The organism is Nitrospira sp. Kam-Ns4a (assembly GCF_965152595.1).
Genome location: NZ_OZ224218.1, coordinates 3,763,159 through 3,788,786, shown reverse-complemented (window position 1 = coordinate 3,788,786; position 25,628 = coordinate 3,763,159). Strand labels below are relative to the sequence as shown.

Genomic DNA, 25,628 nt, shown 5'->3' with positions numbered 1-25,628 from the left:
CCCTCACCAGTTCACGCGGATGTTCACGGCGCCGATGTGGTAGGTCGTCTGGTAGGTGCCGTTCACGGTCGCGTTGTTGTTGCCGGCCACGGTCCGCTGATCGAAGAGGATGGCCTGATAGGCGACGTCCACGCCGACGGAGCTGGGCCGGAACTTGTTCCCGGTCGCGTTGCCGCACTCGAAGAGCCCCAGGAACTGCGCCTTGCCCTTGCAGAGGACGCCCAGGCCCACGGAGATCGCGTTGTTGTCCGCGTCCGGCACCGCGGGATTGAACGTCGCATCGGGAATCGGGCTCTGGGCGTTCCAGTAGCCGGCGCGAAGCGCCAGCTCCCAGTCCGGCAGCTTGTCGAGTTTCAGGAAACGATACTCGGTCCCGACCATGACCGTGTAGATGCTCCGCCAGTTCTGCGCATCCGGCAGCGTGGAGCCGGAGGACAGGTGGACGTCGGTGTTCCGGACGGACTTCCAGCCCGTGTAGTCCACGTCCAGCTCGATCTTCCATTCCCGCTCGCGGTCCCGGACCGGCCAGACGGCGATCCCGCCGGTGAAGACCTGGGGCAGCACCAGCGTCGTGGTGGCGTCGGAGTTCAGGGCGCCGTTGAGCAGGAAATTGCCCCGCAGGTGCAGGGTGGCCTGGCTCCGGTACTGGAAGCCGATGTTGGCGAGCGGCTTGCCGTCCGCGTTCCGCAAGGGCGTGTAGAGCACGCTGGCGTTGAAGCCGAGGGCCGTGTCCCGCCCGTTGGACTCGGTCGGGGTCCCCGCCGGAATGCCCGAGCCGCCCGGCCAATTGAACTTGTTCACGCTCTGGCCCTTGCCGTAGAGACGGGAGAACGTATAGATGTCCATCCCGAGGCCAAAGGAGAGCTGGTCGTTCAGCTTGTAGGCGACGGTCGGCTTGATGTCAATGAGCGGCAGCGTCGCGAATTTCGTCTTCGTGTTGAAGGGGCCATCGTCGGGCCACCGGCTGAGCGAGCCGAATGGGGAGAGGGCGGCGATGCCGACCGTGGTGTCGCCGAGCGCCTTGACGCCGAGGTCCTTGAGGTTGGCCGTGAGATAGAAGTTGGTCGGCGGCGGCCAGGCGACGCTGCCGTTGAACGTGCCCGTCGAGTTGACGCCGGTGGGGCTCGTAAAGCTGGTGGTTCCGCCCACGAACGTGGCGCCGATCGAGGTCTGCACCCCGCGCAACTGGGTCATCCCCGCGGGGTTGTAGTAGAGGGCCGAGGGGTCGTCGGCCTGGGCCACGAAGGCGGCGGCCTGGCCGGTGGCCGAGGCGCTCTGATCAATGATCCGGAACGCCCCTGCCTGGCTCGCCGGGGGCGACGTGAGTGCGGGCACCAGGAGGCCCACCAGCAAGCCAGCGAGCGGCCACGCGCGGCGGGCCGCCCCTCCGACAACGCGCATCCGGTTTGGTGCCATGCTTTCCTCCTGGGCAAGGGGAAGTCGAGGGGGCGAGCGCCGCGGTCGGCATGTCCGACCGCTTCCAGGCCGGAAGCTTGAACTCCCACACCCTTACGCAACGCTCCTTAGCAGCAAGCGAGGCAACTGTCAACTGCTTTCTCCAAAATCCCCTCAAGAGGGGATAGTCCGGGCTCACTCAATGCTTCCGGTCCTTCATCATGAGCTTGTCCGTCCAGGCGAGCAGGATGGCCGAGCCCAGGAACGTCAGATGGATCAGGATCTTCCACTTGATGTGGTCCGGGGTCTCGTTGCCCACGTTGACGAAGGCCTTGAGGAGATGGATGCTGGAGATGCCGATCAGGGACGCGGCGAGCTTCACCTTGATCGTGCCCGGGTCCACGTGGCTCAGCCAGTCCGGCCGGTCCCGGTGCCCTTCCAGGTCGAGCTTGCTGACGAACGTCGCGTAGCCGCCGATGACGACCATCGTGAGCAGGTTCGCCACCATCGTGATGTCCACGAGGGAGAGGACCCCCAGCATGAACACCACTTCGGGTGACACCTGAACCTCGTGGACGAGGTGGAACAGCTCGACGAGGAACTTGTACGCATAGAGCAACTCGGCGACGATCAAGCCCGCATAGAGCGGGGCCTGGATCCAGCGGCTGGCGAACACAATCACCTCGAATCCGTGCTCGAACCGGCTGATGCCCCGGTTCCCGGGGCCGGCTGTGGCTACCATCGTTGCGGACGGATTGGTCACGTTGGCCATAGATTCCTCCTTCTGGTTGAACAAGGCCCGTGTGGGTGAACGGGGCTCGGGTGTCCGGGCCGGTCGCGGGACCGATCGGCGCTTGCCGCTTACCGGCCCTGGATCAGCTCATCGGGCAGCTCGTTGGGGTTCTCGCCCGTCCGGGCGGGAAAATGGGCGGCGAGGAGGTCGCCGCAGGCCGCGATCGCGCGGCACAGGGCCTCTGCGGGCCGCCCTTCCTTGATCCCGCGCACCAGGTCGCCGACCAAGCCATCCCAGGTGCCCGGCGCGACCCGTTCGTTGATCGCCCGGTCCGCGAGGATCTGCACGCGTCGCTCCAGGAGCGAGACCAGGATCAGGATCCCGGTGGCCTCCCGGGTCCGTTGGAGGCCGTGTTCGTAGAAAGCCAGCTCCGCGCGATGTCGGACCTTGAAGGCCAGGCGCTCCCGAGACGTCAGCAGCCGGATGGCCCAGGGGCGCCCCCCGAGGGCCGCGCCGAGGGCGTAGGCGGCGGCGACGCCGACGAGGATCCAGCCGGGGTGGTGCGCGGCCCAGCCCCAGCGGCCCCAGCCGTACTCCAGCGTCAGCAAAGCCGTGAGCGCGACGACCGCCAGGATCAGCCCGGCGAGGTGGCGCGCCTCCCGGTAGCGGGCCGAGGCGGGCACGATCATCGGCACGATCTCGCCCCGGGTCCGTCGTTCCGCCGCCTGCACCGCCTCGCGGATCCGCCTCAGCTCGTCGTCGGAGAACATGCGCCCCAGCTTCTTTACCACGATCCTGACGCCCCGCCACCACCGAAGTCGCCGCCGCCTCCGGAGAACCCGCCGCCGAAGTCGCCCATTTCCCTAAAGCCCCCGCTCCACCCGCCAGCCCAGGGATCGGCCTGCACCCGCCTGGCGGGTCCCCAGGCTCGCCCGCTTGTCGCCTGGATCGCCATGGCGAGCGCCAGCGCGCCGAGGAGGCCGACCGCCGCCGCCACCGCCGCGAGCAGGAGCCCCGCGGACAGGGCCATGAAGAAGGCGAGGAGCCCGCCCACCGCCCCGCCGACGGCCCTCGCCTGGGTGGCGATCACCGCGCCGATCAAGGTGCCCACGAGCGCGGCGAGCAGCAGCGTCTCGGCGAACGCTTCATCGGGCGGGGGCGCCGCGGGCGGGCGATCCGCGCCTTCGATCACGCCCAGGACGGCGCGGAGCCCGGCGGCGATCCCGCCCGGGTAGTCCCCGGCCCGAAAGCGCGGGACCATCTCGTGGCGGATGATCCGCGCGGCCATCGCGTCGGTCAGCACACCCTCCAGGCCGTAGCCGACTTCGATGCGGACCTTCCGGTCTCCGGGGACGACGAGCACCAGCACGCCGTTGTCCGTCCCTCGCTGCCCGAGCTGCCAGGTCGTCGCCACGCGGTGGGAGAACTCCTCCAGAGACTCCCCTTCGAGCGAGGGGAGGGTCAGCAAGGCGACCTGGGTGCCCGTCCGCCCTTCGTGGGCGGCCAGCTCGGCCGTGAGCGCCGCGGCCAGGTCGCTGGGGAGCAGGTGGGCGAGGTCCACGATCCGGCCGGTGAGCGGGGGGACCTCCAGCGCCGCGGCGGAGGCGGGGGCGAGCAGGGCGAGCGACAGGGCTCCGGCTGCAAGCTGGCGGCTGATGGCTGACGGCTCCTTGCAGCTCAGAATTTCACGTCCGGCGGCTTGCTCGCCGTCTGCTCGTCGGCCAGCGTGAAGTTCGGCTTCACGTCCATGTGGAGGAGATACTTGGCGGTCAGGTTCGTCGGGAAGAACCGCACGGCCTTGTTGTACGCCGCCACCTTCTCGATATAGCGCTTGCGCGCGACCGCGATGCGGTTTTCGGTGCCTTCCAACTGGCTCTGGAGGTCGCGGAAGTTCTCGCTGGCCTTGAGGTCCGGGTACTGCTCCGCGACGGCGAGCAGCCGCGCCAAGGCCGAAGAGAGCTGAGCCTGGGCCTCCTGAAACTTCTTGAACGCCTCCGGGTCCTTGAGCAGTTCGGGTGTCGCCTTGAGCCCGGCGACCTGGGCGCGGGCGTTCGTGATGGCCTCGAGGGTCTCCCGCTCGTGGGCAGCGTATCCCTTCACGACGTTGACCAGATTCGGAATCAGGTCAGCCCGCCGCTGATACTGGTTCAGCACCTCGCTCCAGGCCGCGTTCGTCTCCTCGTCGAGCGCCTGAATCTCGTTGTAGCCGCAGCCCGCCAGCAGCGCCAGCAGCGCCGCCGGCGCCAGCCAGAGCCATGGGCCCGTCGTCCTTCGCATCGCCGCACTCCTCCATCATCTAGTGGTGGCGGCCCTACCATACCCTGTTGGGCCTTCCGGTTCAACGGTCTGGCGTGGGAACGAGCTGAGTGGGCCCGTACCGTCGGAGAACAAAGCGCGGCGCCCGCAGGGGGCAACCGGTCGCCGGTCCGCGCCCGTGTTGGCGGTCAGAAGGCTGGGGCCTGGGTCTCGTCCAGGATGGCCCGCACCCGGCGCAGGAGCCCCTCCGGCGTCAGGGGCTTCTGCAGGTAGGCTGCGGCCGGATCGTGCATGCCGTGGTGCGGGAGCGGCCGGTCGCAATAGCCGGACATGAAGAGCACCTTGATCGCTGGAGCCAGCCGCGTCAGGCGCTCGGCTAACTCTTCCCCGCTCATTCCCCGCATCCTCAGGTCCGTCACGAGGAGATGGATCGGAGCTCCGTAGGCCTGGCTGATCCGCAGGGCCTCTGCGCCGGTTTCGGCCTCCAAAACGGTGTACCCGTGCTGCTCGAGCACCGTGCGGGCGAACCGGCGCACGGCTTCTTCGTCCTCCACCAGGAGGATCGTCTCTGTGCCGCGGGATGGGGCCGCCGCCTCTTCGGCGGGCGGGACCAAGGCGGGTGCGTCCGCCCGTGGCAGGTAGATCGTGAACGAGCTGCCCCGGCCAGGTTCGCTCGACACCACGATGCTGCCGCCGTGCTGCTTGACGATTCCGTAAACGGTCGGGAGGCCCAGCCCGGTGCCCTTGCCCGGCTCTTTGGTCGTGAAGAAGGGCTCGAAGATCCGGGCCAGGGTGGCCTCGTCCATCCCGCAGCCGCTGTCGCTGACCGCGAGCCGCACGTAGGGGCCAGGATTGACCGACGGGTGCGTACACGCGTAGGCGCGATCGAGCTCGACGTTCTGCGTCGCGATGGTCAGGCGCCCGCCGTCGGGCATGGCGTCCCGGGCGTTGACGGCGAGGTTCATCAGGACCTGTTCGAGCTGGTTCGGGTCCGCCTTGACTGGCCAGAGGTCGGATGCCGCGTGGATGTGCAAGTCAATGCGTTCCCCCAGCAGCCGGCACAGCATCTGCGCGACGTTCCGAATGACCGCATTCAGGTCCAACAGGCGGGGCTGGACAGCCTGTTGGCGGCTGAAGGCCAGGAGCTGCCGGGTCAGGGCGGCAGCGCGGTCACCCGCCTTTTTGATCTCCTCCACCTGCGTCCGGAGAGCCTCGTCGGTCTGGAGGTGTTCCAGGAGGAGTTGGCTGTAGCCGGTGATGACCGTCAGCAGGTTGTTAAAGTCATGGGCGATCCCGCCGGCGAGCTGCCCGATGGCTTCCATCTTCTGAGCCTGTCGCAACTGGGCTTCCAGCTCCTTCTGCTCGCTCAGGTCGAGCATGGTGCCCACCATGCGGAGGGGCCGGCCCCGCGCGTCCCGGATCACGTAGCCGCGGTCCAGCACGGACGCAAAGCTGCCGTCGGCGCGCCGGAAGCGGTATTCGTCTGACCAACGCACCCGCCCGCTGGCGAGGACGGCCTCGAGGCCGCCCAGCACCCGGTCGCGATCGGCCGGGTGCAGCCGGCTGCGCCAGGACTCGATGCCCGACCCGATCTCCTCGGCCGGCTCGCCGAACCGGGTCTGGAAGCCCTCGTTCCACCAGACCGCGTCAGTTTGCAGGTCCCAATCCCACAGCACGTCGTTCACGGTCTGGCAGATCAGCGCGAACCGTTCCTCGCTCTTCCGGAGCGCCTCCTCGATCCGCTGGCGCCGGCCCCGCTGTTCCCGCTCGTGCAGGGCCCGTCGCACCGCTTCGCCCAGCCGGGCCAGCCGGTGTTTCAGGAGGTAGTCCGTGGCCCCGCACCGAAGTGTGATCACGGCCGTCTCCTCGCCGATGGTGCCGGAGACGACGATGAACGGGATATCGAGCCGCTTCGTCTGGAGGATCGTCAAGGCTGTCAGGCCGTCGAAGGCGGGCAGGGAGAAATCCGAAAAGATCAGATCGAACCCGCCCTGCTCCAGCGCCGCCTCGAAGGCTTCGCGGGTCTCGACGCGCGTCACGTCGCAAGCGATCCCCTCGGCCGCCAGCTTGGCCGCGACCAGCTCAGCATCCTTGGGGTCGTCCTCCACATGGAGGATGCGCAACGGCCGGGTGCCGCCGACTCCTGCCCCCGGGCCTTCATTGGTGAGGTCCATGCGGGCGCTCCCCTTGGGCGCCAGGAATTGTTGCAGGGCAAACGCGTCTGCGGCGGCGTCACGCGTCCAGCACCGCCCGCACCTTGCGCGCCAGCTCCTCCTGCGTAAACGGCTTCCGGAGAAAGGCGAGGCCTGTGGCCGCGACCTCCGGACGGACAGCGGCATCGTCCTGGTACCCGGACAGGTACAGGACCTTGAGCTCCGGCCGCAGCGCCGCCGCCTGTCGGCTCACATCCTGGGCGCTCATACCCGGCAGGACCACGTCGCTGATCAGGAGATGCAGAGGACCGCGGTGCTCGCGACACAGCCGGAGGGCCTCCGCGCCGTCCCGGGCCGCCAGCACGGTGTAGCCGCCGTGGCGCAGGATCGTCGTGACCAGGTCGCGGACCATGGCCTCGTCCTCGACCAGCAGAATGGTCTCTGAGCCCCGGGGGGCGACCGAGCCAGAGATGTGCGGATCGGGCCCCTGGGCCGGTTCCTCTGCGACCCGGGGCAGATAGAGGGTGAACGTGGTGCCCTGGCCGGGCCGACTCTCCACCGCGATCGTGCCCCCGTGCTGCTTGACGATCCCGTGGACAGTGGAGAGGCCCAGCCCGGTTCCCTGGCTGGGCTCTTTGGTCGTGAAGAAGGGCTCGAAGATCCGGGCCAGGGTGGCCTCGTCCATCCCGCAGCCGGTGTCGCGCACTGCCAGGGTCACATAGGGGCCTGGCGGGGCGGTGGCGCGGCTCGCGGCGGGGAGGGAGTCCGGTTCGGCGTTGCCCGTCGTGATGGTCAGTTGGCCCCCCTGGGGCATGGCGTCGCGCGCGTTGACCACAAGATTCATGAGGACCTGCTCGATCTGCCCCGGGTCGGCCTTCACCCGGCCTAGGGCCGGGTCGAGCCGTGTCACGATCTCGATGTCCTCGCGGACCAGGCGACGGAGCATCTGGCCCATCTGCGCGATGACGGCGTTCAGGTCCAGGACGCGCGGTTCCAGGAGCTGCTTCCGGCTGAAGGCCAGGAGCTGTCGGGTCAGGGCCGCTGCCCGGGTGCCGGCTTTCTTGATCTCCTCGACCGGGTTCCGCCAGGCTGGGTCGGCTGGCAGGATAGTCAGGAGCAGCTCGCTGTACCCGTTGATGACCGTCAGCAGGTTGTTGAAGTCATGGGCGATCCCGCCGGCCAATTGGCCGATGGCCTCCATCTTCTGCGCGTGGCGGAGCTGCACTTCGAGCTGTTTCCGCTCGGTCATGTCCTTGATGATCATCGCCACACCGACCGGGCGGTCCCCCTGGTCCATGACCGCAAAGACGGTCAGCGAGACGGGCACGCGGGAGCCGTCCTGGCGCAGGAGGTCCATGTCATATTCAGCTGGGTCCCCCGTGCGGAGGACCCGCGCCCAGGTGTCTGCCGTCACGCCTCGGTGGTCCGGAGCCGCGAGCTGCAGGCAGGGGATCCCGAGCAATTCCTCGCGGGACCAGCCCGTGAGCCGCACGAAGGCGCTGTTGACGTCCACGAGGCGGCCGTCGAGCGCTGTGTAGCCGATCGCGTCCCTGGACGACTCATAGATGCCCCGGAGCCGTTCCTGGGCCTCCCGGAGGGCCTCCTCGATCCGTCGGCGTTCCGCCCGGGCCTTGCTCTCTTCCACCGTCCGCGTGATAGCCGCGACCAGCCGCGCAGGCCGTTCCTTCAGGATATAGTCCGCCGCGCCGCGCTTCAAGGACTCGACGGCGACCTCCTCGCCAAGGGTCCCCGAGACGAAAATGAACGGGACATCCGGGCGGCGCTCCTGGGCGAGGGCCAAGGCCGCCAGGCCATCAAAGGCGGGCAGGGTGTTGTCCGAGAGGATCAGGTCGAATTCCCCCTCCTGCAACGCCTGCACGAAGGCCTCCCGCGAGTCCACGCGGAGGATCTCGAACGCCAGGCCTTCCTGTTCCAGGAGCGCTTGGACCAGCGCCGCGTCGGCGGCGCTGTCTTCGAGATGCAGGATGCGGAACGTGGCGGACACGGTGCCTACCCCGACCGTTTGGCGCTGCCGGGCGGCGGCTCGTTGATGAGCGCCCAGAAGACGCCCAGGTTCTTGACCGCGTCAATGAACTGCTGGAAGTCCACCGGTTTGACCACGTAGGCGTTGACCCCCAGCTTGTAGCTCTCGACCAGGTCCTGCTCCTCGCGCGAGGAGGTCAGCATGACCACGGGGATGGTTTTCAACTGCGCGTCGCCTTTGATGGTCTTGAGGACCTCCAGGCCGTCCAGCTTGGGCATTTTCAGGTCTAGCAACACCACCGCTGGGTTGTCGGCGGTCCGGAGCTTGTACTTGCCCCGGCAGTAGAGGTAGTCGAGCGCCTCCACCCCGTCATTGACCACCAGCACTTCGTTCGCCAGGTGGTGCTCCTCCAGAGCGGCCAGCGTCAGCTCCACGTCCTTCGCATTGTCTTCGGCGAGGAGAATACGTTTGAGTGAGGACATCATACCCGAGCCTCCGTCTGAACGGGCAGCGAGAAATAGAGAATGGCTCCCTTGCCCACTTCCCCTTCGGCCCAGGTCCGGCCGCCGTGGCGGGCCACGATGCGCCGGACGTTGGCCAGGCCGATCCCCGTGCCCTCGAACTCGTTGGTGCTGTGTAACCGTTGGAAGACCCCGAACAGCTTGTGGGCGTACCGCATGTCGAACCCACCCCGTTGTCCTTCACGTAGATGACGACCTCGTTCCCAGGCTTCCCGCCATCCCCGCCCCCCTGTCCCCGGCTGTGCGCCCGCCCTCTCCCTGTAACACGCCGACCTCGATCACGGCCGGATCGCGCGGTTGGGTGTATTTCACCGCATTGTCGAGCAGGTTGACCAGCACCTGTCGCAGCATGGCCGGGTCGCCCCGGACTTCGGGGAGCGGCGCGAGCTGCCACGCGATCGCGCGGCCTTGCGTGAGGGGCCGCACCGCGTCCAGGGCCTCGTGGAGCACCTGGTCTAGGCTGACCTGGGTCAGGCGCAACTCGGCCCGCCCGATCCGGGAGAAGACCAGCAGATCGTCAATCAGAACACCCATCTGCTTGGCTGCCTGGGAGATCGTCTCGAGGTAGTGCCGGCTCTTGTCGTCCAGGGATGGGGCGGCGCGCTTGCGCAGCAGGTCGGCGAAGCCGTCAATGTGGCGCAGCGGAGCCCGCAGGTCGTGGGAGACCGAATAGGAGAAGGCTTCGAGCTCCTTGTTGGCGGCCTCCAGGAGTTCCGAGCGGCGGCGAAGCTCCTGCTCCGCGGTTTTCTGCTCGGTCACATCGCGGGCCGCTGCGTAGATGAGCTGCCGCGGGTGGTCCGGCGTGGAGGCCCAGACCAGCCATCTGTAGGAGCCGTCCTTGCAGCGGTAGCGGTTCTCGAACGAAACCGTCTCGCCGCCGGCCGCGAGCTTGGCCGCCTCCGCCAGCGTCGCCTCCCGGTCGTCCGGGTGCACGAAGTCCAGATAGGGCTTGGCCAGCAGCTCGTCGGCCCGGTAGCCGAGGAGGCGTTCCCAGGCCGGGTTCAGCCGTTTGAAGCGGCCGTCGAACCCGGCGATGCACAGGAGGTCCAGCGAAAGCGTGAAGAAGCGGTCCAGCTCGTCCTGCAGGCGCTGCCGCTCGGCCATTTCAGCCTGCAGCCGCTCGTTGGCGGCGGTCCGTTCCTGCACCTGCCGGGCGAGCGCCTGCTGCTGCTCGCGGAGCTGCTGGTTGAGCCGGACCGCTTCCTCGTAGGTCGGGATCAGCAAGTCCAAAATCTGGTGCCGCTCGGCGGTGATGTGATAGTGCCGGTCGGCCAGCTCGACCTCGACGGCGGCGCCGGGCTGGACGGGCGCCCGCCGGCTCCGGTTCTTTAGGCTTTGGGTGATCCGGGCGAGCAGGAACTGGGGGTCGTAGGGTTTCGTGATGAAGTTGTCCGCGCAGCACTGGAGGCCCATGACGACATCCTGCGGGCTGTTCAGGTCGGTCACCAGGATCACGGGGATGTCCTTCAGCCCGGCGTCGGACTTGATCGCCGTGCACAGGGCGTAGCCGTCCATCTCGGGCATGAGGATGTCGCTGATGATGAGCGTCGGCTTCCGGGCGCGGGCGGTGGCCAAGGCCTGCCGGCCGTTCGTCGCCGCCGCGACCCGATAGCCCTGTTCCTCGAGCAGGTACGTCAGGTGCGCGGCCTGCGTGGGGCTGTCCTCGACGATGAGGATCTCGATGGTGCGGTTCTGTGTCTGGTCGGCGGTCGCCACGAGCCGTTCCCCCGCTATCGCCCCAGGCCGCGGAGCAGGTCCGCGATCTGCCCGGGTGACAAGACATACTGGGCCGCGCCCAGCCGGACGGCTTCGCCCGGCATGCCGAAGATCACACTGCTGGCCTCGTCCTGCGCGATCGTGACGCCCCCGGCCTGGCGAAGCGCCAGGAGGCCGGCGGCGCCGTCCTGGCCCATCCCCGTGAGCAGGATGCCGAGCGCGGTCCGGCCGAACGACCGGGCGACGGCGTAAAACAGATAGGAGACGGAGGGGCAGAAACCGTTCTCCGCCGCGGGCCGCTCGTGCCGGGTCAGGCGGATCCGCCCGTCCGGTCCGATGCCCATCTGGGACCCGTGGGGCGCCAGGTACACGGTACCTGGTCGCGCCGGCTCGCCGGACTCGGCCAGCTTCACGGGGAGCACGGTCTCCCGCCCGACCCACTCGGCCAGCCCCGGCGCGAAGCCCGGCGCGATGTGCTGGACGGCGAGGATCGGGACCGGGAAGTCCGCCGGGAGCGCGCTGAGGATCTCGGCGAGGACCGTCGGCCCGCCCGTGGAGGCGCCGATGGCGACGATCCGGATAGAGACCCGCGCCGGGGCTGCGGGGGGACCCGGTGCCGCGCGCTCCCGGTGCGGCCACCGGCGCACGACCTTGACCTCCGCCATCAACCTGATGGTCTCCTGGATCTGCCGGGCGGCCTTGGCCCTGTCCGGGTGGTCCGGGCCCGGGGGCTTGTCCAGCACCGTGACAGCCCCAGCCTTGAGCGCCTCGAGCGCCATGGCGACCTCACTGCGCGCCAGGCTGGTGCTGATCATGATGATCGGTGTGGGGACCCGTTCCATGATCCGGCGGGTCGCCTCGTAGCCGTTCATGACCGGCATGTGGATGTCCATCAGGATCACGTCCGGCCGCAGCCGCTCGGCTTCGGCCACGGCGTCCTGCCCGTTCCGGACCGTGCCCACGACGTGGAGTGCCGGATCCTCGCTCAGGAGGCGCACCAGGTACTCTCTGGTCACCGCCGAATCCTCCGCCACCAGCACGCGGACCATCGCACCTCCACGGGCGCGCGTCACAACAGCCGCCGGATGAACTCCAGCAGGTTCGACTGGTCGAAGCTCGACTTGACGATGTAGGCGTTCGCCCCGACCCGGAGCCCCCGTTCCTTGTCCTCCCGCGACTCGAGGGCGGTCACCAGAATGACGGGAAGTTGGGCCAGCTCCCGGTGGGCCCGAATCTTCTCGGTCAGCTCGAACCCGTTCATCCGCGGCATGTCCACATCCGAGACCACCAGATCCACGGGCTCGCTCGTGAGCCTCGCCCAGGCCTCGACGCCGTCCACGGCGACCTGCACCCGATAGCCGGCCGCTTCCAGGAGATGGCGCTCCATGGTCCTGGTGGTGATGGAATCGTCCACGACCAGGATGACCGGCTGGCGCGGTCGCTCCGCGGACGGGCGAGGCGGGATGGCCGCGCGCGGCCGGGCCCGCAGCGACGCGAGCAGGTCCCGCGGGCGCAGGATCAGGACCACGCGGCCGGTGCCCAGGAGGCCGGCCCCGGCCACGTGGCGGACCCGGACCAGGGGCGCCCCCAGTTCCTTGACCAGTACCTCCTGCTCGCCGAGGATGTCCTCGACCGCCAGCCCGAACCGGTCCTCGCCCGCTCGGAGGATCGCGCAGGGAGTCGGGCCATTCGGCGAGGCCCGTTCGCTGGATTCCGGCAGCTCGAGCAGCTCGCGCAGCGGCGCCGCGGGAACCGGCTGCCCGTCCCAGAGGATCATCGGCCGCCCCTCTGCTCGCTTCGTCTCCTCCGGACGCAGGCGGACTGTCCGCTCGACGGCTTCGAGGGGCAGCAGGAACGGCTGGCCGCCGGCGCGCACGAGCAGGCCCCGGAAGCTGGCGACGGTGACGGGCAGCGTGATCCGCACCGCCGTGCCGACACCGGGCCGGGTCTCCACCCGGAGGTGGCCATCCAGCCGTTCCACCCGCTCCCGGACGATCGCGAGCCCCAAGCCGTGGCCCGAGACCTGGCTGATGAGGGGGGTCGTGCTCAGGCCCGACCGGAACACCAGCTCCAAGGCCGCCTCCTCGGATAGGGCCTGGGCCTCTTCCTCGGTCAGGTATCGGCCCCGGACGGCCGCCGCGCGGACCTGCGCCAGATCAATCCCTCGCCCGTCGTCCTCGACGCGGAACTCGATCCGGTTCCCCTCGAGGGCGGTGACCGTCGCGGTGATCCGGCCCTGCGGGGGTTTGCCCGCGCGCTGGCGCGCCTCGGGCGGTTCGATGCCGTGGTCAATAGCGTTCCGCACGAGATGGATGAGGGGATCCTTCATCGCCTCCAGCACCTTGCGGTCCACCTCCAGGTCGGCGCCGTGGACGACCCAGGCCACCTGCTTGCCGAGCGTGTCAGCCAGGTTGCGGACCATGCCGGGGAACAGATCCAAGACCGCCGCTGCGGGGGTCATCCGCAACCGCCGCAGCCGCTCCTGCAGGCCGTCCACTGCGGCGACGATCGTTCGCTGATCGTGCGTCAGGCGCTCCGCGAAGGCCGTCGCCTGCGCCTCGAGCGCCTGCAGGACCGACATGGGATCCTCTGCGGGTGCGGCGGCTGGCGCGAGGCAGCGAGCCCACTGGGGCGCCGCGCCGGCACGGGTGACGGCCGCACGGCAGCGGGCGGCTGTCTCCGCCAGGGCGCGTGCCTCCTGGACTCGTTCCGTCGCGGCCAGCTTGGGGAGGAGGAGGTCCTCGGCTTGGAGGAGCAGCGCGTCGAGTTGGGCGGGGTCGAGCCGGAGGAGGCCGGCGGGCGGGCGCCCGCCCGCCACTGTCCCGGCCGGAGCCTTGGGCGCAGCCTCCCGCCGGGGCGAGGCGGGGGCCGGCCGCTCTGCCTGGGGCGCCGACTCGGCGCCAACCCGCGCCAGGCGCTCGAGCAGCTCGCTGAATTGCAGAGAGGGCTGTCTGCCGGCCAGCAGGTGGGTGAACTGGGTGAGCGCCTCATGGAGCAGGGTCAGGATCGGCGGCGCCGGCTCCAGGTGGCCGCGCGACAGCCGGCTCAGGATGCCCTCGCAGGCCTGGCTGAGGGTCTCCGCCTCCAGGAAGCCGACGGACCGGGCCGCCCCCTTCAGCGTGTGCATGGCCCGGAACGACTCCTCGATCGCCGCCCGGGCGTCGGCCTCGGGCAGCCCGCGGCCCAGGGCCAGGAGGTGGCCTGTCACGGTCTGGATATGCTCCTCGGCCTCGACCCGGAAGGTCGCCAGCAAGCGGGCCTTGAGGTCATCGTCTCGCCTGGCCATGCCTGTCGTCACCCGGCTGCGTGGAGCCGCTCGACGGGCCGCGGCCGCGCCAGATGGCCGTTGCCCGCGAGGGCGACGAGGGCCATGAGCTGTCGCGCCAGCTCCTTGAGGTTCTGGGCCGACTCTTCCACCTGGCGCGTCGCTGCCATGTTCTGGGTCGTTGCCTGCTTGATGTTCTGCATGGCCAGCGTCATCTGGTCCATGCCCGCCACCTGCTGTTGTGCAGAGGCGAGGATCTGCTGGGCGGCCTGGGCGGACTCAATCAGGCTGTCAGCCAGCAGGCGAATGGTCTCGCCTGCCTGGCGCGCGACCGTCTCCCCGGCTTCCGACGCCTTGACGCCCTGCTCGGCCGCCATGACCGCGGCCTGGGTCGCCCGATGAATTTCGTTCAAGATGCCCCGGACCCGGGCCGTGGCCTGCTTGGATTGCTCGGCCAGACTTTTCACCTCGGCCGCCACGACCGCGAATCCCTTGCCCGCCTCCCCCGCCTTGGCCGCTTCGATCGCCGCATTGACGGCCAGCAGATTGGATTGCTCGGCCAAGTCGTTCACCACCGCGATGATCTCGCCGATGGCCTGGGCCTGCTCGCTCAACGTGAGGATGCGCTCGGCCAGCGCCTCCATGCGCAGCTTGGCTTCCTGGGAGCTCTTGACGCTTTCCTCGACCGCCCGCCGGCCCTCCTGCGAGACCTGCGCGGTCTTCTGCGCGGCCTCGGCCACCGCCCGTGCCTTCTGGGCCGAGACCTGGGCCGTCTGCTTGACCTCGTCGGCGGTCGTGGAGGTCTGCTGGACCGCCGTCGCGGCCTCCGCCGTGCCCGCAGCCTGCTGGGTCGTGGCTGCCACGATCTCGGAGGAAGCGGAGGCCAGTGCGTTGATGGCCTCTCGCAAGGAGCCGGTGATGGACCGCGTCACGACCAGGCCGATGCCCACGCCGCAGGCGAGCGCCAGCCCGGCGACGGTCACCATCAGCCAGAACGCCTGCGTGGCGCCGGTCAGGGTGGCCTCCGTGACCGCGGCCACGACGGCCTTTTCCGCATCCATCACCCGGTCAATCAGGCCGAGCACCTGCTCCTGGAGTGGCTGTACCCGCTCGGCGTGGAGCTTGAGCGCCTCGGCGTGCCGGCCGGCGGTCTCGGCCTCGCTGACGAGCCGCCCCGCGTCCTCATAGAGCGTGAACTGGCGGAGAATCTCCTCCCAGGCCGACCGGTTCTCCGCCTGTGTCGTGGTCTCCCGGGCCTCGACGAGCATCCGGCGCGCGTCGGCGCGCCATCGGTCCCAGTCGCCGAGGGGCTTGCGGTCCTGCGTCAGGAGGGCCCGCAGCAACCCGGCGTTCGCCAGCACAACGGCGCCGGGCGCCCCGAGCCGGTTCTTTTGCATGGTGACCGCATAGCGCACGGTCGTTTCCGTGGAGCCGGCGGTGCGGGAGAGCCCGTACATGCCCACTCCCGCGACGATCAAGAGGAGCACCAGGACCACGATGAATCCCGTAGCGATCTGCCGGCCGATGGACCAGGTCCTCATGGGTAGGCCTCCCTCTGCGAGCCGCCCTCGTCGTTGACCAGGATCTCCGGCGATCGGGCGAGGGCGTCCAAGTCGAGCACCGTGATGAAGTCCTCTGTCACCCCACGGGTGGCTGCCTGGCGGCGACTGGCGAAGCCTGCCGCGGCCGTGACGGCGCGAGCCGGGACCGCCCTGATCCCCTCGACGTGGTCGGCGGCGATCCCAAACGTCAGGGGCCCCGCCTCCACCCAGACGCAGAAACGGGGTGCCGTCTCGCGTGCGCCGGAAAGGTCCAGGATCCGGCACAGATCCACGACGACCAGGATCCGGCCCCGGTACGGGAGCAGCCCGAGCACGGCGGCTGGCGTGCAGGGCACAGGGATCAGCTCGCGAACGGAGACCACCGCGCGTACCGGCTCTACGTCAATGGCAAACTGCTCGCCGGCGAGCGAGAAGACCAGGAGCACGAGCGTCTCCTCGGTGGGTGCCGCTGGCTCACGGGGTTTGGCCAGCGCCCGGGCCCGGGCCCGCAGGATCCGGGCGACCTCCTCCGGGGAACGGGCGTCACCGGATACCAGGGCCCGCCGGACCCGCTCCAGCCGGGCCTGCGCCTCTTGCCAGTCCAGCGCGGGCGCGGGGCGGTTCACGACTGCATCTCCAAATAGGCCCGCGCGGTCTCCCGCATCCGTCCCGCCGTTAGGCCGTCGCTGCCGGGGACAATGTCTTCTGGGGCGACGGACCGCAACAGGGACACCACCGTTTCCAGGAACCGCCGGCCCCGCTGCCGATCGCCCTGCCGGAAGAACAGGCAGCCGGCCATGAAGTGGGCGGGCGCCGAGTTCGGCGCTAAGTAAATCGTCTGGCGCAGGGCCTCCAGGGCCGTTGCGGTCTCGCCCTGCTCCTGGCAGATCGCGGCGAGCAGGAGCGACGCGTCCGCGTTCAGCCGATCTTGGGCGAGCAAGCCCTCGCAGGCGCGCCGGGCCTCTTCTAGAAGCCCCTGGTCGGCCAGGCGCCGGATCTGCCGCAAGACCTCAGCCTGGTCGGGAGGGGGCCGTTCCGGTCCCTGTGGCTCCTCCGGCGGGAGCGCGAGCCTGTGGTCAGCGGGGGCACTGGTCGGCCACCAGGCACCGGCCGGTTCCGCGTCCGGGGGCTCGGGCGCGATGCTCGGGGCAGGCGCGCTGGAGTCCGGCGCCTTCCGGTAGAAAATGGTGCCGGGGAGGTTCACGGGGACCAGGGGGCGGAACAGCTCGATGGAGGTCTCGGCCGGCGCGACGACCAGCCAACCGCCGGCCACCAGGGCCTCGTGGAAGCGGGCCGCCACGGCTCGCTGCCGTTCCCCAGTGAAGTACATCAGGACGTTCCGGCAGACGATGAGGTCCATGGCGCTGGTGTTGGTGATCAGCGACGGGAACCCGCCCGCGGCCAGGTTCAGCGGAGCGAACGTGACCATCCGCCGGATCGCGGGATCCAGCTCGAGAGAGTCTTTGCCCCTGCGGTGGAAGTAGCGTGCCACGATCGTTCCGGGGGTTTCCCGGAGGGCCCACTCGCTATAGAGCCCCTGGTGGGCCTGGTCCAGCGCGGCCTCGTTGATATCCGTCGCCAGAATGGTTACCGCCCATTTCTCGCGGTCCGGCAGGAGCTGGTCTAAAAGGATGGCCAGGCTATAGGGCTCCGCTCCCGTGGCGCAGCCGGCGCTCCAGAGCCTGAGCCGTAAGTGGCCGGCCGCGCGCCGGGCCTCGATGAGGGCGGGGAGGAGCTGCTGGTCAAGCGCCTCCATGCACGCGCGGTCCCGGAAAAAATACGTCTCACCCACCGTCAGCGCGCCGGCCAGCCGCCGCCACTCCGGGCTCTCGTCGGGCAGCGTGGCGAGCGCAGCCACCCAGCGCTCTGGCGAGCCGGCCGCAGCGCGCTCGAGGACATGCTGGAGCCCCCGCTCCAAGTCGGCTCGCCGGGCTTCCGGAAAATCCAGGCCGAGGCGGGCGGTGATCAAGGTCCGCGCCTGGGCGAGCACCTCCTCCGAGAGCCTCATGGACCCGCCTCCGCGAGCGTCTCGGCCAAGCGCCGCTCCTCGTCCGGCGTGAGAAACGCTTCTAGGTCGTGGATGAACAGGACCCCGTCCGGCAGGGTCACCAGGCCAGCCACCAGCCCGATGCCCGGAAACACCGCGTCCGGTTCCGCGACCGCCCCCGCCGCCACCTCGGCCACGCCCAGGACCTCGGTGACTGGCAGGGCCACGGTGCGGCGGCTGGTCCGTGCGATGAGGAGCCAGGCGGTGAGGCCGGGCTTCGGGGAGGCGAGGCCCAAGCGGCGCGGGAGGTCCAACACCGGCACGATCCGGCCGTGCAGGTTGATGACGCCCAGCACGATGGCTGGCGCCCTCGGCAGGGGTGAGAGCTCGACCATGTGGACGACAGCTTCGACGGCGGCGAGATGGAGCGCGTAGCGCCGGTCCGCGACCACGAACAGGACCAGGGAGAGGCGGGTGCTGGGAGTCGCATCGTTCACGGCCATGGTGTTCGACGTCGGGCGACAGGGGATCAACCACCTGCGAGGGCTCCGTGGATAGGAAACCCTGGTCTGGTCCGAGTTATACGTGACTGGGCGGAGATGGGAAAGAGAGCCGTTCGGGGCGGCGCGCCGGATTTATGGTCCTGAGGCTAGGGCCGAATGGGCCGTGGAGCGGACCGGTTAGTCGGGTCTTCCCAGCGGCAGCTCGAGGGTGATGCGGGTGCCGGCTCCGGGCCTGGACAGGATCGTCACGGTGGCCCCGAGGCGTCTGGCCCTCGCCCGCAGGTTGCGTAACCCGTAGCCGGAGCGCCCCACCGCCTGCGGGTCAAAGCCGACGCCGTCGTCCTCCACGACCAGGCGCAACCGGTCGTCCTCCAGGCAGAGGGAGACCTGTCCGGCGGTCGCCCGGGCGTGCCGGTGGCTGTTGCTCATGAGCTCGCGGGCGATGTAGAACAACTGGGTGGCCTGCTCCGGGGTCAGGTGCGCCGCGGCCGCGGGATCCACGTTCACCGCGAACACCGGCGCCGGGACGTCTGCCAGCGTCTTCAGCCAGCGGGCCAAGGCCTGGGGCAGCTCGGCGCCGGTCAGGGGCTCCGTCGCCTGATCGGCGAGGTGGCCCGCAGTTCGTGGATCACCTGGTTTAAGTCGGCGACGGCGTCGTCGAGCCGCCGCTCCGCTTGTGCGGGGTCCTCCCTGGTCAAGCGGCGGGTCTCCACCAAGCCCAGGCCGATGGCGTAGATCTCCTGGATGATGCCGTCATGCAGGTCCTGGACGAGACGCTCCCGTTCGTCGAGGAGACGGAGCAGGTCCTGCCCGCGGTCCCGGAGGGCCTGCTCGATGCGGTCACGCTCGGTGATGTCGAAGGCTATCCCGCCGACGAAGACCCGGCTGGCGGCGTCTCGGAACGGGAACTTATACACCCACCAGGTCCGAAGCTGGCCTTTCCGGTCGGGTGCGATCTCATGGGTCTCGAGGGGCCGATCCGTGCGCAGGACCTCCTCGTCGTTCCGCCGGAGCTGCCGCGCCGTGGCGTCGGGGAAGACCTCGAAGTCTGTCCGGCCGGCGATTTGTTCCCGGGGGATTCCGATCAGGCGCTCGTAGGGCTCGTTGATGTACACGTACCGGAAGCGCACGTCCTTCATCCAGGCGACGACGGTCGTGTTGTTCATGAAGGCGGCGAACCGCCGTTCGCTCTCCTCCAAAGCCTCCAACGCCCGCTTGCGGTCGGTGAGATCCAGGACATGGGAGACGCAGTAGAGGACGGCTCCGCGCTCGTCCCGGACCGGGGTCGCGTTGACCAGGGCCCAGACGACCCGCCCGTCCCGGTGCCGGTAGCGCTTCTCCAACTGGAGCACAGGCACCTCGCCGGCCAGCAGGCGGCGGAACTCGCGCAGGTTCCCCTCGAGGTCCTCGGGATGGGTGATCTCCTGCCAGGTCATGCCCTGCAACGTCTGGGGGGGATAGCCCAGCATGGCGCCGAAAGCGTGGTTCGCCTGGAGCAGCCGGCCCGAGGGCTCGATGAGGGCCATGCCGACAGCGGCATGGTCAAACGCGCTTCTGAAGCGGGTCTCGCTTTCCAGCAGAGCAGACACGGTCCATTGCCTGCCGGTGATGTCGGTGTAGGTAACGATCGCCCCCGCGAGGGTCTCTCCCTCGAGGATTGGGTGGGCGGCATAGGCGACGGGAAAGCAACTGCCGTCGCGGCGCCAGAAGACCTCGTCCTCGACGCGGCAGCTCTGGCCGGTCCTGAGGGTCTGGGAGATCGGACAAGCCTCTTCTGGATAGGGCGCGCCGTCCGCCCGCGAATGGTGGTGGACTGGGTGGAAGCGGCGGCCCAGGAGCTCCTCCGGCGCATAGCCCAGCAGCGCCGCCCCGGCCTGGTTGATGAACGTGCAGCAGCCCTCGCGGTCGAGCCCGCAGAGTCCTTCCTCCGTGACGTCCAGTAGCGTCCGGAAGGTCGCGTCTGTGGGCGTCCCCCGGTCCGGCTCGGTCCGGCACGCGAGCGGCCCGGCGAGCCGCAGGGCGCTCCGAGCCGCGAGGAGACGGAGCCGCGCGTGGAGCCGGCTCGAAAGGGGGCGGGACATCGGGGCGGCTTCCTTAGTCTTCTCTGTGTGAACGGGTGGCCCGGCGCGCCACCGCGCCCTGCGGTCCGCTTTCACGTGGCACTCCATCTCTCTGTACCGAAGAACTGGGGAATGAGTCAACGGATTTCGGTCCCGGCGCGCGGTCGCTCGCCGGCCCATGCGGCCAAGTAGTCGGCGTTCTTCCGGTGGGGTCTTGGCGGCTGTAGATCGCTGCCGCCTGGGAGCGGCGCGTCACCTTGAGTTTCTGGAAGATGTGGCTGAGGTAGTTTTTGACGGTTTTTTCGCTGAGGTCAAGCGCGGCGGCGATTTCCTTGTTGGTCTTGCCCTCGGCGACCAAGGCGAGCACGCGCGATTCCTGGGGCGACAGCCCCTGCTCGTCGCTCTGCGGCCCCTGCTGCGCTAAGGCCTGCATCCGCACCAGCACGGGCTGGGTCACGGCGGGATCCAGGATGGACTGCCCGGCCGCCACGGCCCGGATTGCCCGGAGCAGGGACTCGCTGGCGATTTCCTTGAGCACGTACCCGGCGGCTCCGGCGAAGATGGTGGCCACCACCGCCTCCTGGTCGGCATAGGACGTCAGAAAGAGCACGCGCGTGGTCGGCGCCCTGGCCAGGATCTCCCGACAGGCCTCGACGCCGCTCCCGTCCGGCAGGCGGAGATCCAGGAGGACGACATCCGGCGCCAGGCGGCTCGCCTCGGCGATGGCTTCGGCTACGCTGCCCGCTTCCCCAACGACCTCCAACCCCTGCCGATGGCTCAGGAGCGTGCGGAGGCCGAGCCGCACGATCTCATGGTCGTCCACGAGGAGTACCCTAATTGGCCGGTCGGGTTGGTTGCTCACGTGGGGCCTCCTCCGCCAAGCCGGCCAGCATGTGGGTGCGGACCTCACGGATCACGTCGTTCAAGCCGGCAATGGCCCGATCCACGGTTGCGATGACGGCAGGCCGGTCCTGCTCGATCAGGCGCTTGCATTCCTCCAGTTCCAGGCCGATCCCGAAGATCGTTTGAATCAGGTTGTCCTGCAACACGTGAACAGGTTCTCCGAAGCGGTGGCCCGGTCGCGGGTCCGCGGCCGCGCCCGGGGCTTGCGGCAGTCCCTGGCGTGGTGGAGGCCCCGGACCGCCCGGATTACGTTCCGCTTGCCGGGGATGCAGGGCGTCGAGGGCCTGTTCGGCCTCGGTGAGTCGGGCGCGGAGGTCCGCGACCAGCGCCTGCAGCTCGGACACTGATCGGGATAGCGGCGACCTGGACCCGGCGGTGTCGAAGTCCGGCTGCTCTGGCTGGCTCATGCGCGAGCCTCCCGGTGCGCTCCAGGGGCCGTTGTGTGGGGGGCTTGAGGGCTCCCGCCCATGGTCCGCCGCGCGGGCCCGCCCCCTCTTTCCGGATACTCGGTACTTTAGGATACAGAGTTTTCCCGAACATGGGCGAAGAATTTTGGCCCTACCCGGCTGGGGCTAAATGGCCCTGCCCCGGGAGGAATCAGGAGGGGGATTCCTGGCCAGCGTCCGGCGGATCTCGGCGGCGGTCTTGGCGTCCACGCCGGCTGCGCGCAGCTCCTCGTCGGTGGCCGCGGCGATCCGTTCCAGGCTACCGAACTTTTGCAGGAGCCGGTTGCGGCGGAGCTCGCCGACGCCAATGATCTGATCGAGCTGCGAGCCGATCGTCGCCTTGGTCCGGAGCTTCCGGTGGTAGGTCACGGCGAACCGATGGGCCTCGTCGCGGATGCGCTGGAGGAGGTGGGTGGCCGGCGAAGATGGAGCCAGGATGATCGGGTTCTTGCGGCCAGGGAGGAAGAGGCGCTCGTCTTTTCGCTCGGGTTGCGCGTGGCGCTCGAGGCCGAGCCGCCCACTGCGGGCCTTGGCCAGCCCGATGATCGGGAGGTCCGGCCGGCCGACCGCCTTGAGGCCCTCCAGCGCCGCAGCGAGCTGGCCCAGCCCGCCGTCGATCAGCACCAGGTCGGGGAGGGGGAGATCAGTTTCCTCCCCGTAGCGTCGCATGACGACCTCCTTCAGGCTGGCGAAGTCGTTCGCGCCCGCGACGGTCTTGATCCGGAACTTGCGGTAGTCCGCCTTCTTGGCCTGTCCCCCCTCCCACACGACCAGGGAGGCGACCGACTGGTCGCCCATCGTGTTGGAGATGTCGAAGCCTTCGATGCGGGCCGGCACCTTCTCCAAGCGGAGCAGCCGTTTTAGCTCCAGAGTGGCCTGCCGGTCGGCCTCCTCGCTGCGGAGATGCTCGGCGATGGCAGCCGCTGCGTTCTCCTCCGCCAGGCGCAGGAGCTGGTGCTTGGCCCCCCGCTCGGGCGCGATGAGCCGCACCGGCTCGCCCTTCTTCTCAGACAGCCACGTTTCGATCAGGCCGGCCTCGGGCAGTGCGACGGGCACGAGCAGTTCCTTGGGCGGCAGGACCTCCTTGGTGTAGAACTGCTCGATGGCCGAGCGGACCAGCTCCTGGTCCGACGCGTCGGCTGCGTCGGGCCAGAAGAAGTCCTTGCGGCCGATCAGCAAGCCGCCGCGGACGAAGAGCATCTGGAGATCCACGGCGGTCCCCTGTCGGGCCAGGCCGACCACGTCCTGATCGGCCGATGCGGTCTGGGCCACCCGCTGTTTCTCCAGCGTTCGCTCGATCTTGAAGATCCGGTCCCGCAGCCGGGCCGCTTCCTCGAATTCCTCGCGGTCCGCCGCTGCCTGCATCTGCGCGCGCAGGTCCTCCAGCAGCTCCGTGTCGCGCCCTTCCAGGAACTGCCGCACCTGCGTGACGATCTGGTGGTACTCCTCGCGGGTCTGGTTCCCGATGCAGGGCGCCATGCAGCGCTTGATCTCGAACTCCATGCAGGCCCGCTCCGCCGTCCCATCAATCTCGATCTCGCAGGTCGCGAGGGGAAAGACCCGGCGGATCACCTTGAGGGTCTCGCGCAGGGCGCCGGCTGGCGTGTAGGGCCCGTAGTAGAGCGCGCCGTCCTTCTGCACGCGGCGGACGATCGAGAGGCGGGGGAAGTCCTCCTTCACCGGCAAGCGGAGGTAGGGATACTGCTTGTCGTCCCGCAGCACGACGTTGAAGCGGGGCCGGTGCCGCTTGATCAGGTTGCTCTCCAGGATCAGCGCCTCCAGGTCCGACCGCGTCACGATGGTCTCGAGGTCCACCACCTGGCTCAGCAGCAGCGCGGTCTTGGGGGTATGGTCGGCGCCCTTCTGGAAATAGGAGCGCACGCGGTCAGCGAGCACCCGGGCCTTCCCGATGTAGAGGATCTCGCCCCGGGCGTTCTTCATCAGGTACACGCCGGGCTGCTCGGGCAGGCGGTCAAGCTTCGCTTGAAGCTCGGATGAAACGGTCATTGGTCAATGGTCATGAGCTGGACGGCTGTCGCGCGCTCGTCATCCTGTGACACCCCTCTGACTCCTGAGCCTGTTGCACAAACCCCTTGACACCTAGGCAATTCTATGTATACTCTCTTCCCTCGTCATGACCGAAGGGAGGGTGCCATGGGCTATAACTTTCTGCCATGTGATCGTGAGCAACTGTTTCTGATGCCGCCGGCGTTGCAGGATTGGCTGCCGGAGGGCGATCTGGCCTGGTTCATCCTGGATGCGGTGGCCCAGATGGATCTGAGGAAGATCGAGCGGGCGTACCGAGCCGATGGCTGGGGCCAAGCGGCCTACGAGCCGGCCATGATGGTGGCGCTGCTGCTGTATGCCTACTGTCTGGGCGAGCGCTCCAGCCGCCGGATCGAACGGCTGTGCGAGCGGGATGTGGCCTTTCGGGTGCTCGCGGCCAATCAGCGGCCCGATCACACCACGATCGCCCGATTCCGGCAGACCCATGAGGCCGCGTTGGCCGCCCTGTTTACGCAGGTGCTGACGCTGTGTGCGGCGGCGGGGTTGGTGAAGGTCGGGGTGGTGGCCCTGGATGGCACGAAGATCAAGGCCGACGCGGCGCTGGCAGCGAATCGGACCGCCGAGACGATTGCGGCGGAGGTGACGCGGATGCTGACCGAGGCTCAGGCCACCGATGCCGCCGAGGATCGGCTGTACGGACCGGAGCAGCGGGGCGACGAACTGCCGGAGGCGTTGCGGGATCGGCGGAGCCGACTGGCCCGGTTGCAGGCGTGCCAGGCACGGTTGACGCAAGCGGCGGCCGAGGCGACCGCCCAGCAGCAGGCCAAGCTTGAGGCCCGCCAGGCCGAGGAAGCCGCCACCGGGCAGAAGAAGCGGGGCCGCAAGCCGAAGGCGGCCGAAGCGGCAGCGGATGCCACGGCCAAGGCGAACGTGACGGACCCAGAGAGCCGCATCATGAAGACACCGGCCGGGTACGTGCAAGGCTACAATGCCCAAGCGGTCGTGACGGAGGCCCAGATCATCGTCGCGGCCGCCGTCACGCAGGAGGCGAACGATATCCGCCAACTGCATCCGATGCTGACCGAGGCGCAGGAAAATCTGCAGGCCATCGAGCACCCGCAGCCCCTCGGGACCGCCCTGGCGGATGCCGGCTATTGCAGCGAGGCCAACCTGACGGAGGCCGATCCCGCCGGACCTGAGTTGCTGATCGCGCCGAACCAAGATTGGAAACAGCGCCAGGCGCTGCGGGAGCAGCCACCGCCACGCGGCCGCTGTCCGAAGGGGCTGACAGCCCGCGACCGCATGGAGCGCACACTGCTGACGAAGCGCGGACGCCGTCTGTACACGAAGCGCGGCCAGACGGTGGAGCCGGTATTCGGCCAGATCAAGAGCACCCGTGGCTGTGATCGCTTCATGCGCCGGGGCCGCCAAGCCTGTGACGGCGAATGGAAACTGCTCTGCGCGACGCATAATTTGTTGAAGCTCTGGCGGAGCGGGAAGGCGGCCTGGACCGGTCGGCGCAGAGGCAGCGAGCCGCGACGGCTTGGCCGGGGAAGTGGAAAGAAGACGAGGGGATGACCCTTTCGACGGCCACGCTCCCTCGCGGGCTCGGCAGCGAGTGGCCCAGATGGGAGCACAATACAATTTCTGGTGACCAAAGGGTTCAATCATGGGTTTGAGCAACAGGCTCTCCTCTCAGACGATGGCCGTCCCCGGCGGTCGTTCGATCAGTTCGATCTCGTAGCCGTCCGGCGCGTCAATGAAGATGAACCGGCTGCCGGAGGCGGTCCGGGTGGGGCCGTCGGTGATGGGGATGCCCTTGTCGGTCAAGGCCTGGATCGTGTCGTCCAGATTCTCCACCTCGAAGGCGAGGTGCACGAGGTCCTCCTGAACCTTCACCGGGCCGCTCGGGGGGAAGCTGCACAGCTCGATCAGTTCCTCGCTGTTGGGCACCGCCAGGAACGCCAGGTGCGAGCCGCGCGGTGAGGTCTTGCGCTCGACGACCTCCAGGCCCAGGACGTCCCGGTAGAACGCGATCGTCTGGTCCATGTCGCTCACCCGCATCCGGGTGTGCAGCAGTTTCTTCACGCGCATCGCCTCTCCCTCTGGTGCAGGGGGCATTGGTCAATGGTCAGCAGGCAATGGCGAATGGTACAAG

General features: G+C 69.0%; 24 protein-coding genes. 2 read left to right on the top strand and 22 right to left on the bottom strand.

The genetic code is table 11. The features are described 5' to 3' along the window. Nucleotides 1–3: 3 nt before the first annotated feature. From ACWHYQ_RS18845 to ACWHYQ_RS18750, 20 genes are all read right to left on the bottom strand, one after another. On the bottom strand, nt 4–1,416 hold the full coding sequence (locus ACWHYQ_RS18845) for an OmpP1/FadL family transporter (RefSeq protein WP_447973631.1): 1,413 nt from the start codon (nt 1,414–1,416) through the stop codon (nt 4–6). Between the two features lie 178 nt (nt 1,417–1,594). Further along, nucleotides 1,595–2,167, bottom strand: coding sequence for a TIGR00645 family protein (locus ACWHYQ_RS18840; RefSeq protein ID WP_447973630.1), 573 nt, complete (start codon nt 2,165–2,167; stop codon nt 1,595–1,597). 89 nt (nt 2,168–2,256) lie between these two features. Continuing rightward, complete coding sequence (locus ACWHYQ_RS18835; protein WP_447973629.1) at nt 2,257–2,898, bottom strand: TPM domain-containing protein; 642 nt, start codon at nt 2,896–2,898, stop codon at nt 2,257–2,259. Between the two features lie 14 nt (nt 2,899–2,912). After that, nucleotides 2,913–3,689: a TPM domain-containing protein gene (locus ACWHYQ_RS18830; RefSeq protein ID WP_447973628.1), complete on the bottom strand. Its 777-nt coding sequence runs from the start codon at nt 3,687–3,689 to the stop codon at nt 2,913–2,915. Nucleotides 3,690–3,805: 116 nt separating this feature from the next. Continuing rightward, complete coding sequence (locus ACWHYQ_RS18825; protein ID WP_447973627.1) at nt 3,806–4,405, bottom strand: LemA family protein; 600 nt, start codon at nt 4,403–4,405, stop codon at nt 3,806–3,808. 167 nt (nt 4,406–4,572) lie between these two features. Then, nucleotides 4,573–6,558, bottom strand: coding sequence for a response regulator (locus ACWHYQ_RS18820; RefSeq protein WP_447973626.1), 1,986 nt, complete (start codon nt 6,556–6,558; stop codon nt 4,573–4,575). 58 nt (nt 6,559–6,616) lie between these two features. Beyond that, entirely contained in the window at nt 6,617–8,542 is a 1,926-nt protein-coding gene (locus ACWHYQ_RS18815) for a response regulator (protein ID WP_447973625.1), read from the bottom strand. A 5-nt stretch (nt 8,543–8,547) separates the two neighbouring features. Then, nucleotides 8,548–9,003: a response regulator gene (locus tag ACWHYQ_RS18810; RefSeq protein ID WP_447975602.1), complete on the bottom strand. Its 456-nt coding sequence runs from the start codon at nt 9,001–9,003 to the stop codon at nt 8,548–8,550. Further along, nucleotides 9,003–9,200 carry an ATP-binding protein gene (locus ACWHYQ_RS18805; RefSeq protein ID WP_447973624.1) on the bottom strand — a complete coding sequence of 66 codons (198 nt, stop codon included), beginning with the start codon at nt 9,198–9,200 and terminating at the stop codon, nt 9,003–9,005. The genes ACWHYQ_RS18810 and ACWHYQ_RS18805 overlap by 1 nt, the downstream gene beginning before the upstream one ends. A 22-nt stretch (nt 9,201–9,222) precedes the next feature. Continuing rightward, complete coding sequence (locus ACWHYQ_RS18800; RefSeq protein WP_447973623.1) at nt 9,223–10,758, bottom strand: response regulator; 1,536 nt, start codon at nt 10,756–10,758, stop codon at nt 9,223–9,225. Nucleotides 10,759–10,772: 14 nt separating this feature from the next. Beyond that, nucleotides 10,773–11,807 carry a chemotaxis-specific protein-glutamate methyltransferase CheB gene (gene cheB / locus ACWHYQ_RS18795; RefSeq protein ID WP_447973622.1) on the bottom strand — a complete coding sequence of 345 codons (1,035 nt, stop codon included), beginning with the start codon at nt 11,805–11,807 and terminating at the stop codon, nt 10,773–10,775. A 20-nt stretch (nt 11,808–11,827) separates the two neighbouring features. Next, complete coding sequence (locus tag ACWHYQ_RS18790) at nt 11,828–14,044, bottom strand: hybrid sensor histidine kinase/response regulator (RefSeq protein ID WP_447973621.1); 2,217 nt, start codon at nt 14,042–14,044, stop codon at nt 11,828–11,830. 8 nt (nt 14,045–14,052) lie between these two features. Beyond that, nucleotides 14,053–15,564, bottom strand: coding sequence for a methyl-accepting chemotaxis protein (locus tag ACWHYQ_RS18785; RefSeq protein WP_447973620.1), 1,512 nt, complete (start codon nt 15,562–15,564; stop codon nt 14,053–14,055). Further along, on the bottom strand, nt 15,561–16,190 hold the full coding sequence (locus ACWHYQ_RS18780; protein ID WP_447973619.1) for a chemotaxis protein CheW: 630 nt from the start codon (nt 16,188–16,190) through the stop codon (nt 15,561–15,563). Before ACWHYQ_RS18780 ends, ACWHYQ_RS18785 begins: the two co-directional genes overlap by 4 nt. Beyond that, entirely contained in the window at nt 16,187–17,572 is a 1,386-nt protein-coding gene (locus ACWHYQ_RS18775) for a CheR family methyltransferase (RefSeq protein ID WP_447973618.1), read from the bottom strand. The genes ACWHYQ_RS18780 and ACWHYQ_RS18775 overlap by 4 nt, the downstream gene beginning before the upstream one ends. Further along, nucleotides 17,569–18,054, bottom strand: a complete 486-nt coding sequence (locus ACWHYQ_RS18770) for a chemotaxis protein CheW (protein WP_447973617.1) — start codon at nt 18,052–18,054, stop codon at nt 17,569–17,571. The genes ACWHYQ_RS18775 and ACWHYQ_RS18770 overlap by 4 nt, the downstream gene beginning before the upstream one ends. 177 nt (nt 18,055–18,231) lie before the next feature. Further along, nucleotides 18,232–18,612, bottom strand: coding sequence for a sensor histidine kinase (locus tag ACWHYQ_RS18765; RefSeq protein ID WP_447973616.1), 381 nt, complete (start codon nt 18,610–18,612; stop codon nt 18,232–18,234). A gap of 23 nt (nt 18,613–18,635) precedes the next feature. Next, entirely contained in the window at nt 18,636–20,135 is a 1,500-nt protein-coding gene (locus ACWHYQ_RS18760; protein WP_447973615.1) for a PAS domain S-box protein, read from the bottom strand. 13 nt (nt 20,136–20,148) lie between these two features. Continuing rightward, nucleotides 20,149–20,976: a response regulator gene (locus tag ACWHYQ_RS18755; RefSeq protein ID WP_447973614.1), complete on the bottom strand. Its 828-nt coding sequence runs from the start codon at nt 20,974–20,976 to the stop codon at nt 20,149–20,151. Beyond that, nucleotides 20,948–21,163: a hypothetical protein gene (locus tag ACWHYQ_RS18750; protein ID WP_447973613.1), complete on the bottom strand. Its 216-nt coding sequence runs from the start codon at nt 21,161–21,163 to the stop codon at nt 20,948–20,950. The genes ACWHYQ_RS18755 and ACWHYQ_RS18750 overlap by 29 nt, the downstream gene beginning before the upstream one ends. On the opposite strand from ACWHYQ_RS18750, the gene ACWHYQ_RS18745 reads away from it, so the two are divergent. Beyond that, a complete protein-coding gene (locus ACWHYQ_RS18745; RefSeq protein WP_447973612.1) occupies nt 21,164–21,364 on the top strand; it encodes a hypothetical protein in 201 nt (66 codons plus the stop codon). It abuts the gene before it with no gap. A 225-nt stretch (nt 21,365–21,589) separates the two neighbouring features. Here the strand turns inward: ACWHYQ_RS18745 and uvrC are convergent, their stop codons facing one another. Beyond that, nucleotides 21,590–23,470, bottom strand: a complete 1,881-nt coding sequence (gene uvrC, locus ACWHYQ_RS18740; protein WP_447973611.1) for an excinuclease ABC subunit UvrC — start codon at nt 23,468–23,470, stop codon at nt 21,590–21,592. 147 nt (nt 23,471–23,617) lie between these two features. Between uvrC and ACWHYQ_RS18735 the strand changes: the two genes are divergently transcribed. Continuing rightward, nucleotides 23,618–25,048, top strand: coding sequence for an IS1182 family transposase (locus tag ACWHYQ_RS18735; protein WP_447973275.1), 1,431 nt, complete (start codon nt 23,618–23,620; stop codon nt 25,046–25,048). A 117-nt stretch (nt 25,049–25,165) separates the two neighbouring features. Here ACWHYQ_RS18735 and ACWHYQ_RS18730 read toward each other — a convergent pair whose 3' ends face one another. Continuing rightward, the gene (locus tag ACWHYQ_RS18730) at nt 25,166–25,564 is read right to left on the bottom strand and encodes a VOC family protein (RefSeq protein WP_447973610.1); all 399 of its coding nucleotides are present in this window, start codon (nt 25,562–25,564) and stop codon (nt 25,166–25,168) included. Between the last annotated feature and the right edge of the window lie 64 nt (nt 25,565–25,628).

Bases quoted from the DNA above. Each gene is read 5' to 3' on its own strand.
- ACWHYQ_RS18845 (WP_447973631.1), bottom strand. From the start codon at position 1,416: ATGGCACCAAACCGGATGCGCGTTGTCGGAGGGGCGGCCCGCCGCGCG.
- ACWHYQ_RS18840 (WP_447973630.1), bottom strand. From the start codon at position 2,167: ATGGCCAACGTGACCAATCCGTCCGCAACGATGGTAGCCACAGCCGGC.
- ACWHYQ_RS18835 (WP_447973629.1), bottom strand. From the start codon at position 2,898: ATGTTCTCCGACGACGAGCTGAGGCGGATCCGCGAGGCGGTGCAGGCG.
- ACWHYQ_RS18825 (WP_447973627.1), bottom strand. From the start codon at position 4,405: ATGCGAAGGACGACGGGCCCATGGCTCTGGCTGGCGCCGGCGGCGCTG.
- ACWHYQ_RS18820 (WP_447973626.1), bottom strand. From the start codon at position 6,558: ATGGACCTCACCAATGAAGGCCCGGGGGCAGGAGTCGGCGGCACCCGG.
- ACWHYQ_RS18810 (WP_447975602.1), bottom strand. From the start codon at position 9,003: ATGTCCTCACTCAAACGTATTCTCCTCGCCGAAGACAATGCGAAGGAC.
- ACWHYQ_RS18805 (WP_447973624.1), bottom strand. From the start codon at position 9,200: ATGCGGTACGCCCACAAGCTGTTCGGGGTCTTCCAACGGTTACACAGC.
- cheB (WP_447973622.1), bottom strand. From the start codon at position 11,807: ATGGTCCGCGTGCTGGTGGCGGAGGATTCGGCGGTGACCAGAGAGTAC.
- ACWHYQ_RS18790 (WP_447973621.1), bottom strand. From the start codon at position 14,044: ATGGCCAGGCGAGACGATGACCTCAAGGCCCGCTTGCTGGCGACCTTC.
- ACWHYQ_RS18785 (WP_447973620.1), bottom strand. From the start codon at position 15,564: ATGAGGACCTGGTCCATCGGCCGGCAGATCGCTACGGGATTCATCGTG.
- ACWHYQ_RS18775 (WP_447973618.1), bottom strand. From the start codon at position 17,572: ATGAGGCTCTCGGAGGAGGTGCTCGCCCAGGCGCGGACCTTGATCACC.
- ACWHYQ_RS18770 (WP_447973617.1), bottom strand. From the start codon at position 18,054: ATGGCCGTGAACGATGCGACTCCCAGCACCCGCCTCTCCCTGGTCCTG.
- ACWHYQ_RS18760 (WP_447973615.1), bottom strand. From the start codon at position 20,135: ATGTCCCGCCCCCTTTCGAGCCGGCTCCACGCGCGGCTCCGTCTCCTC.
- uvrC (WP_447973611.1), bottom strand. From the start codon at position 23,470: ATGACCGTTTCATCCGAGCTTCAAGCGAAGCTTGACCGCCTGCCCGAG.
- ACWHYQ_RS18735 (WP_447973275.1), top strand. From the start codon at position 23,618: ATGGGCTATAACTTTCTGCCATGTGATCGTGAGCAACTGTTTCTGATG.
- ACWHYQ_RS18730 (WP_447973610.1), bottom strand. From the start codon at position 25,564: ATGCGCGTGAAGAAACTGCTGCACACCCGGATGCGGGTGAGCGACATG.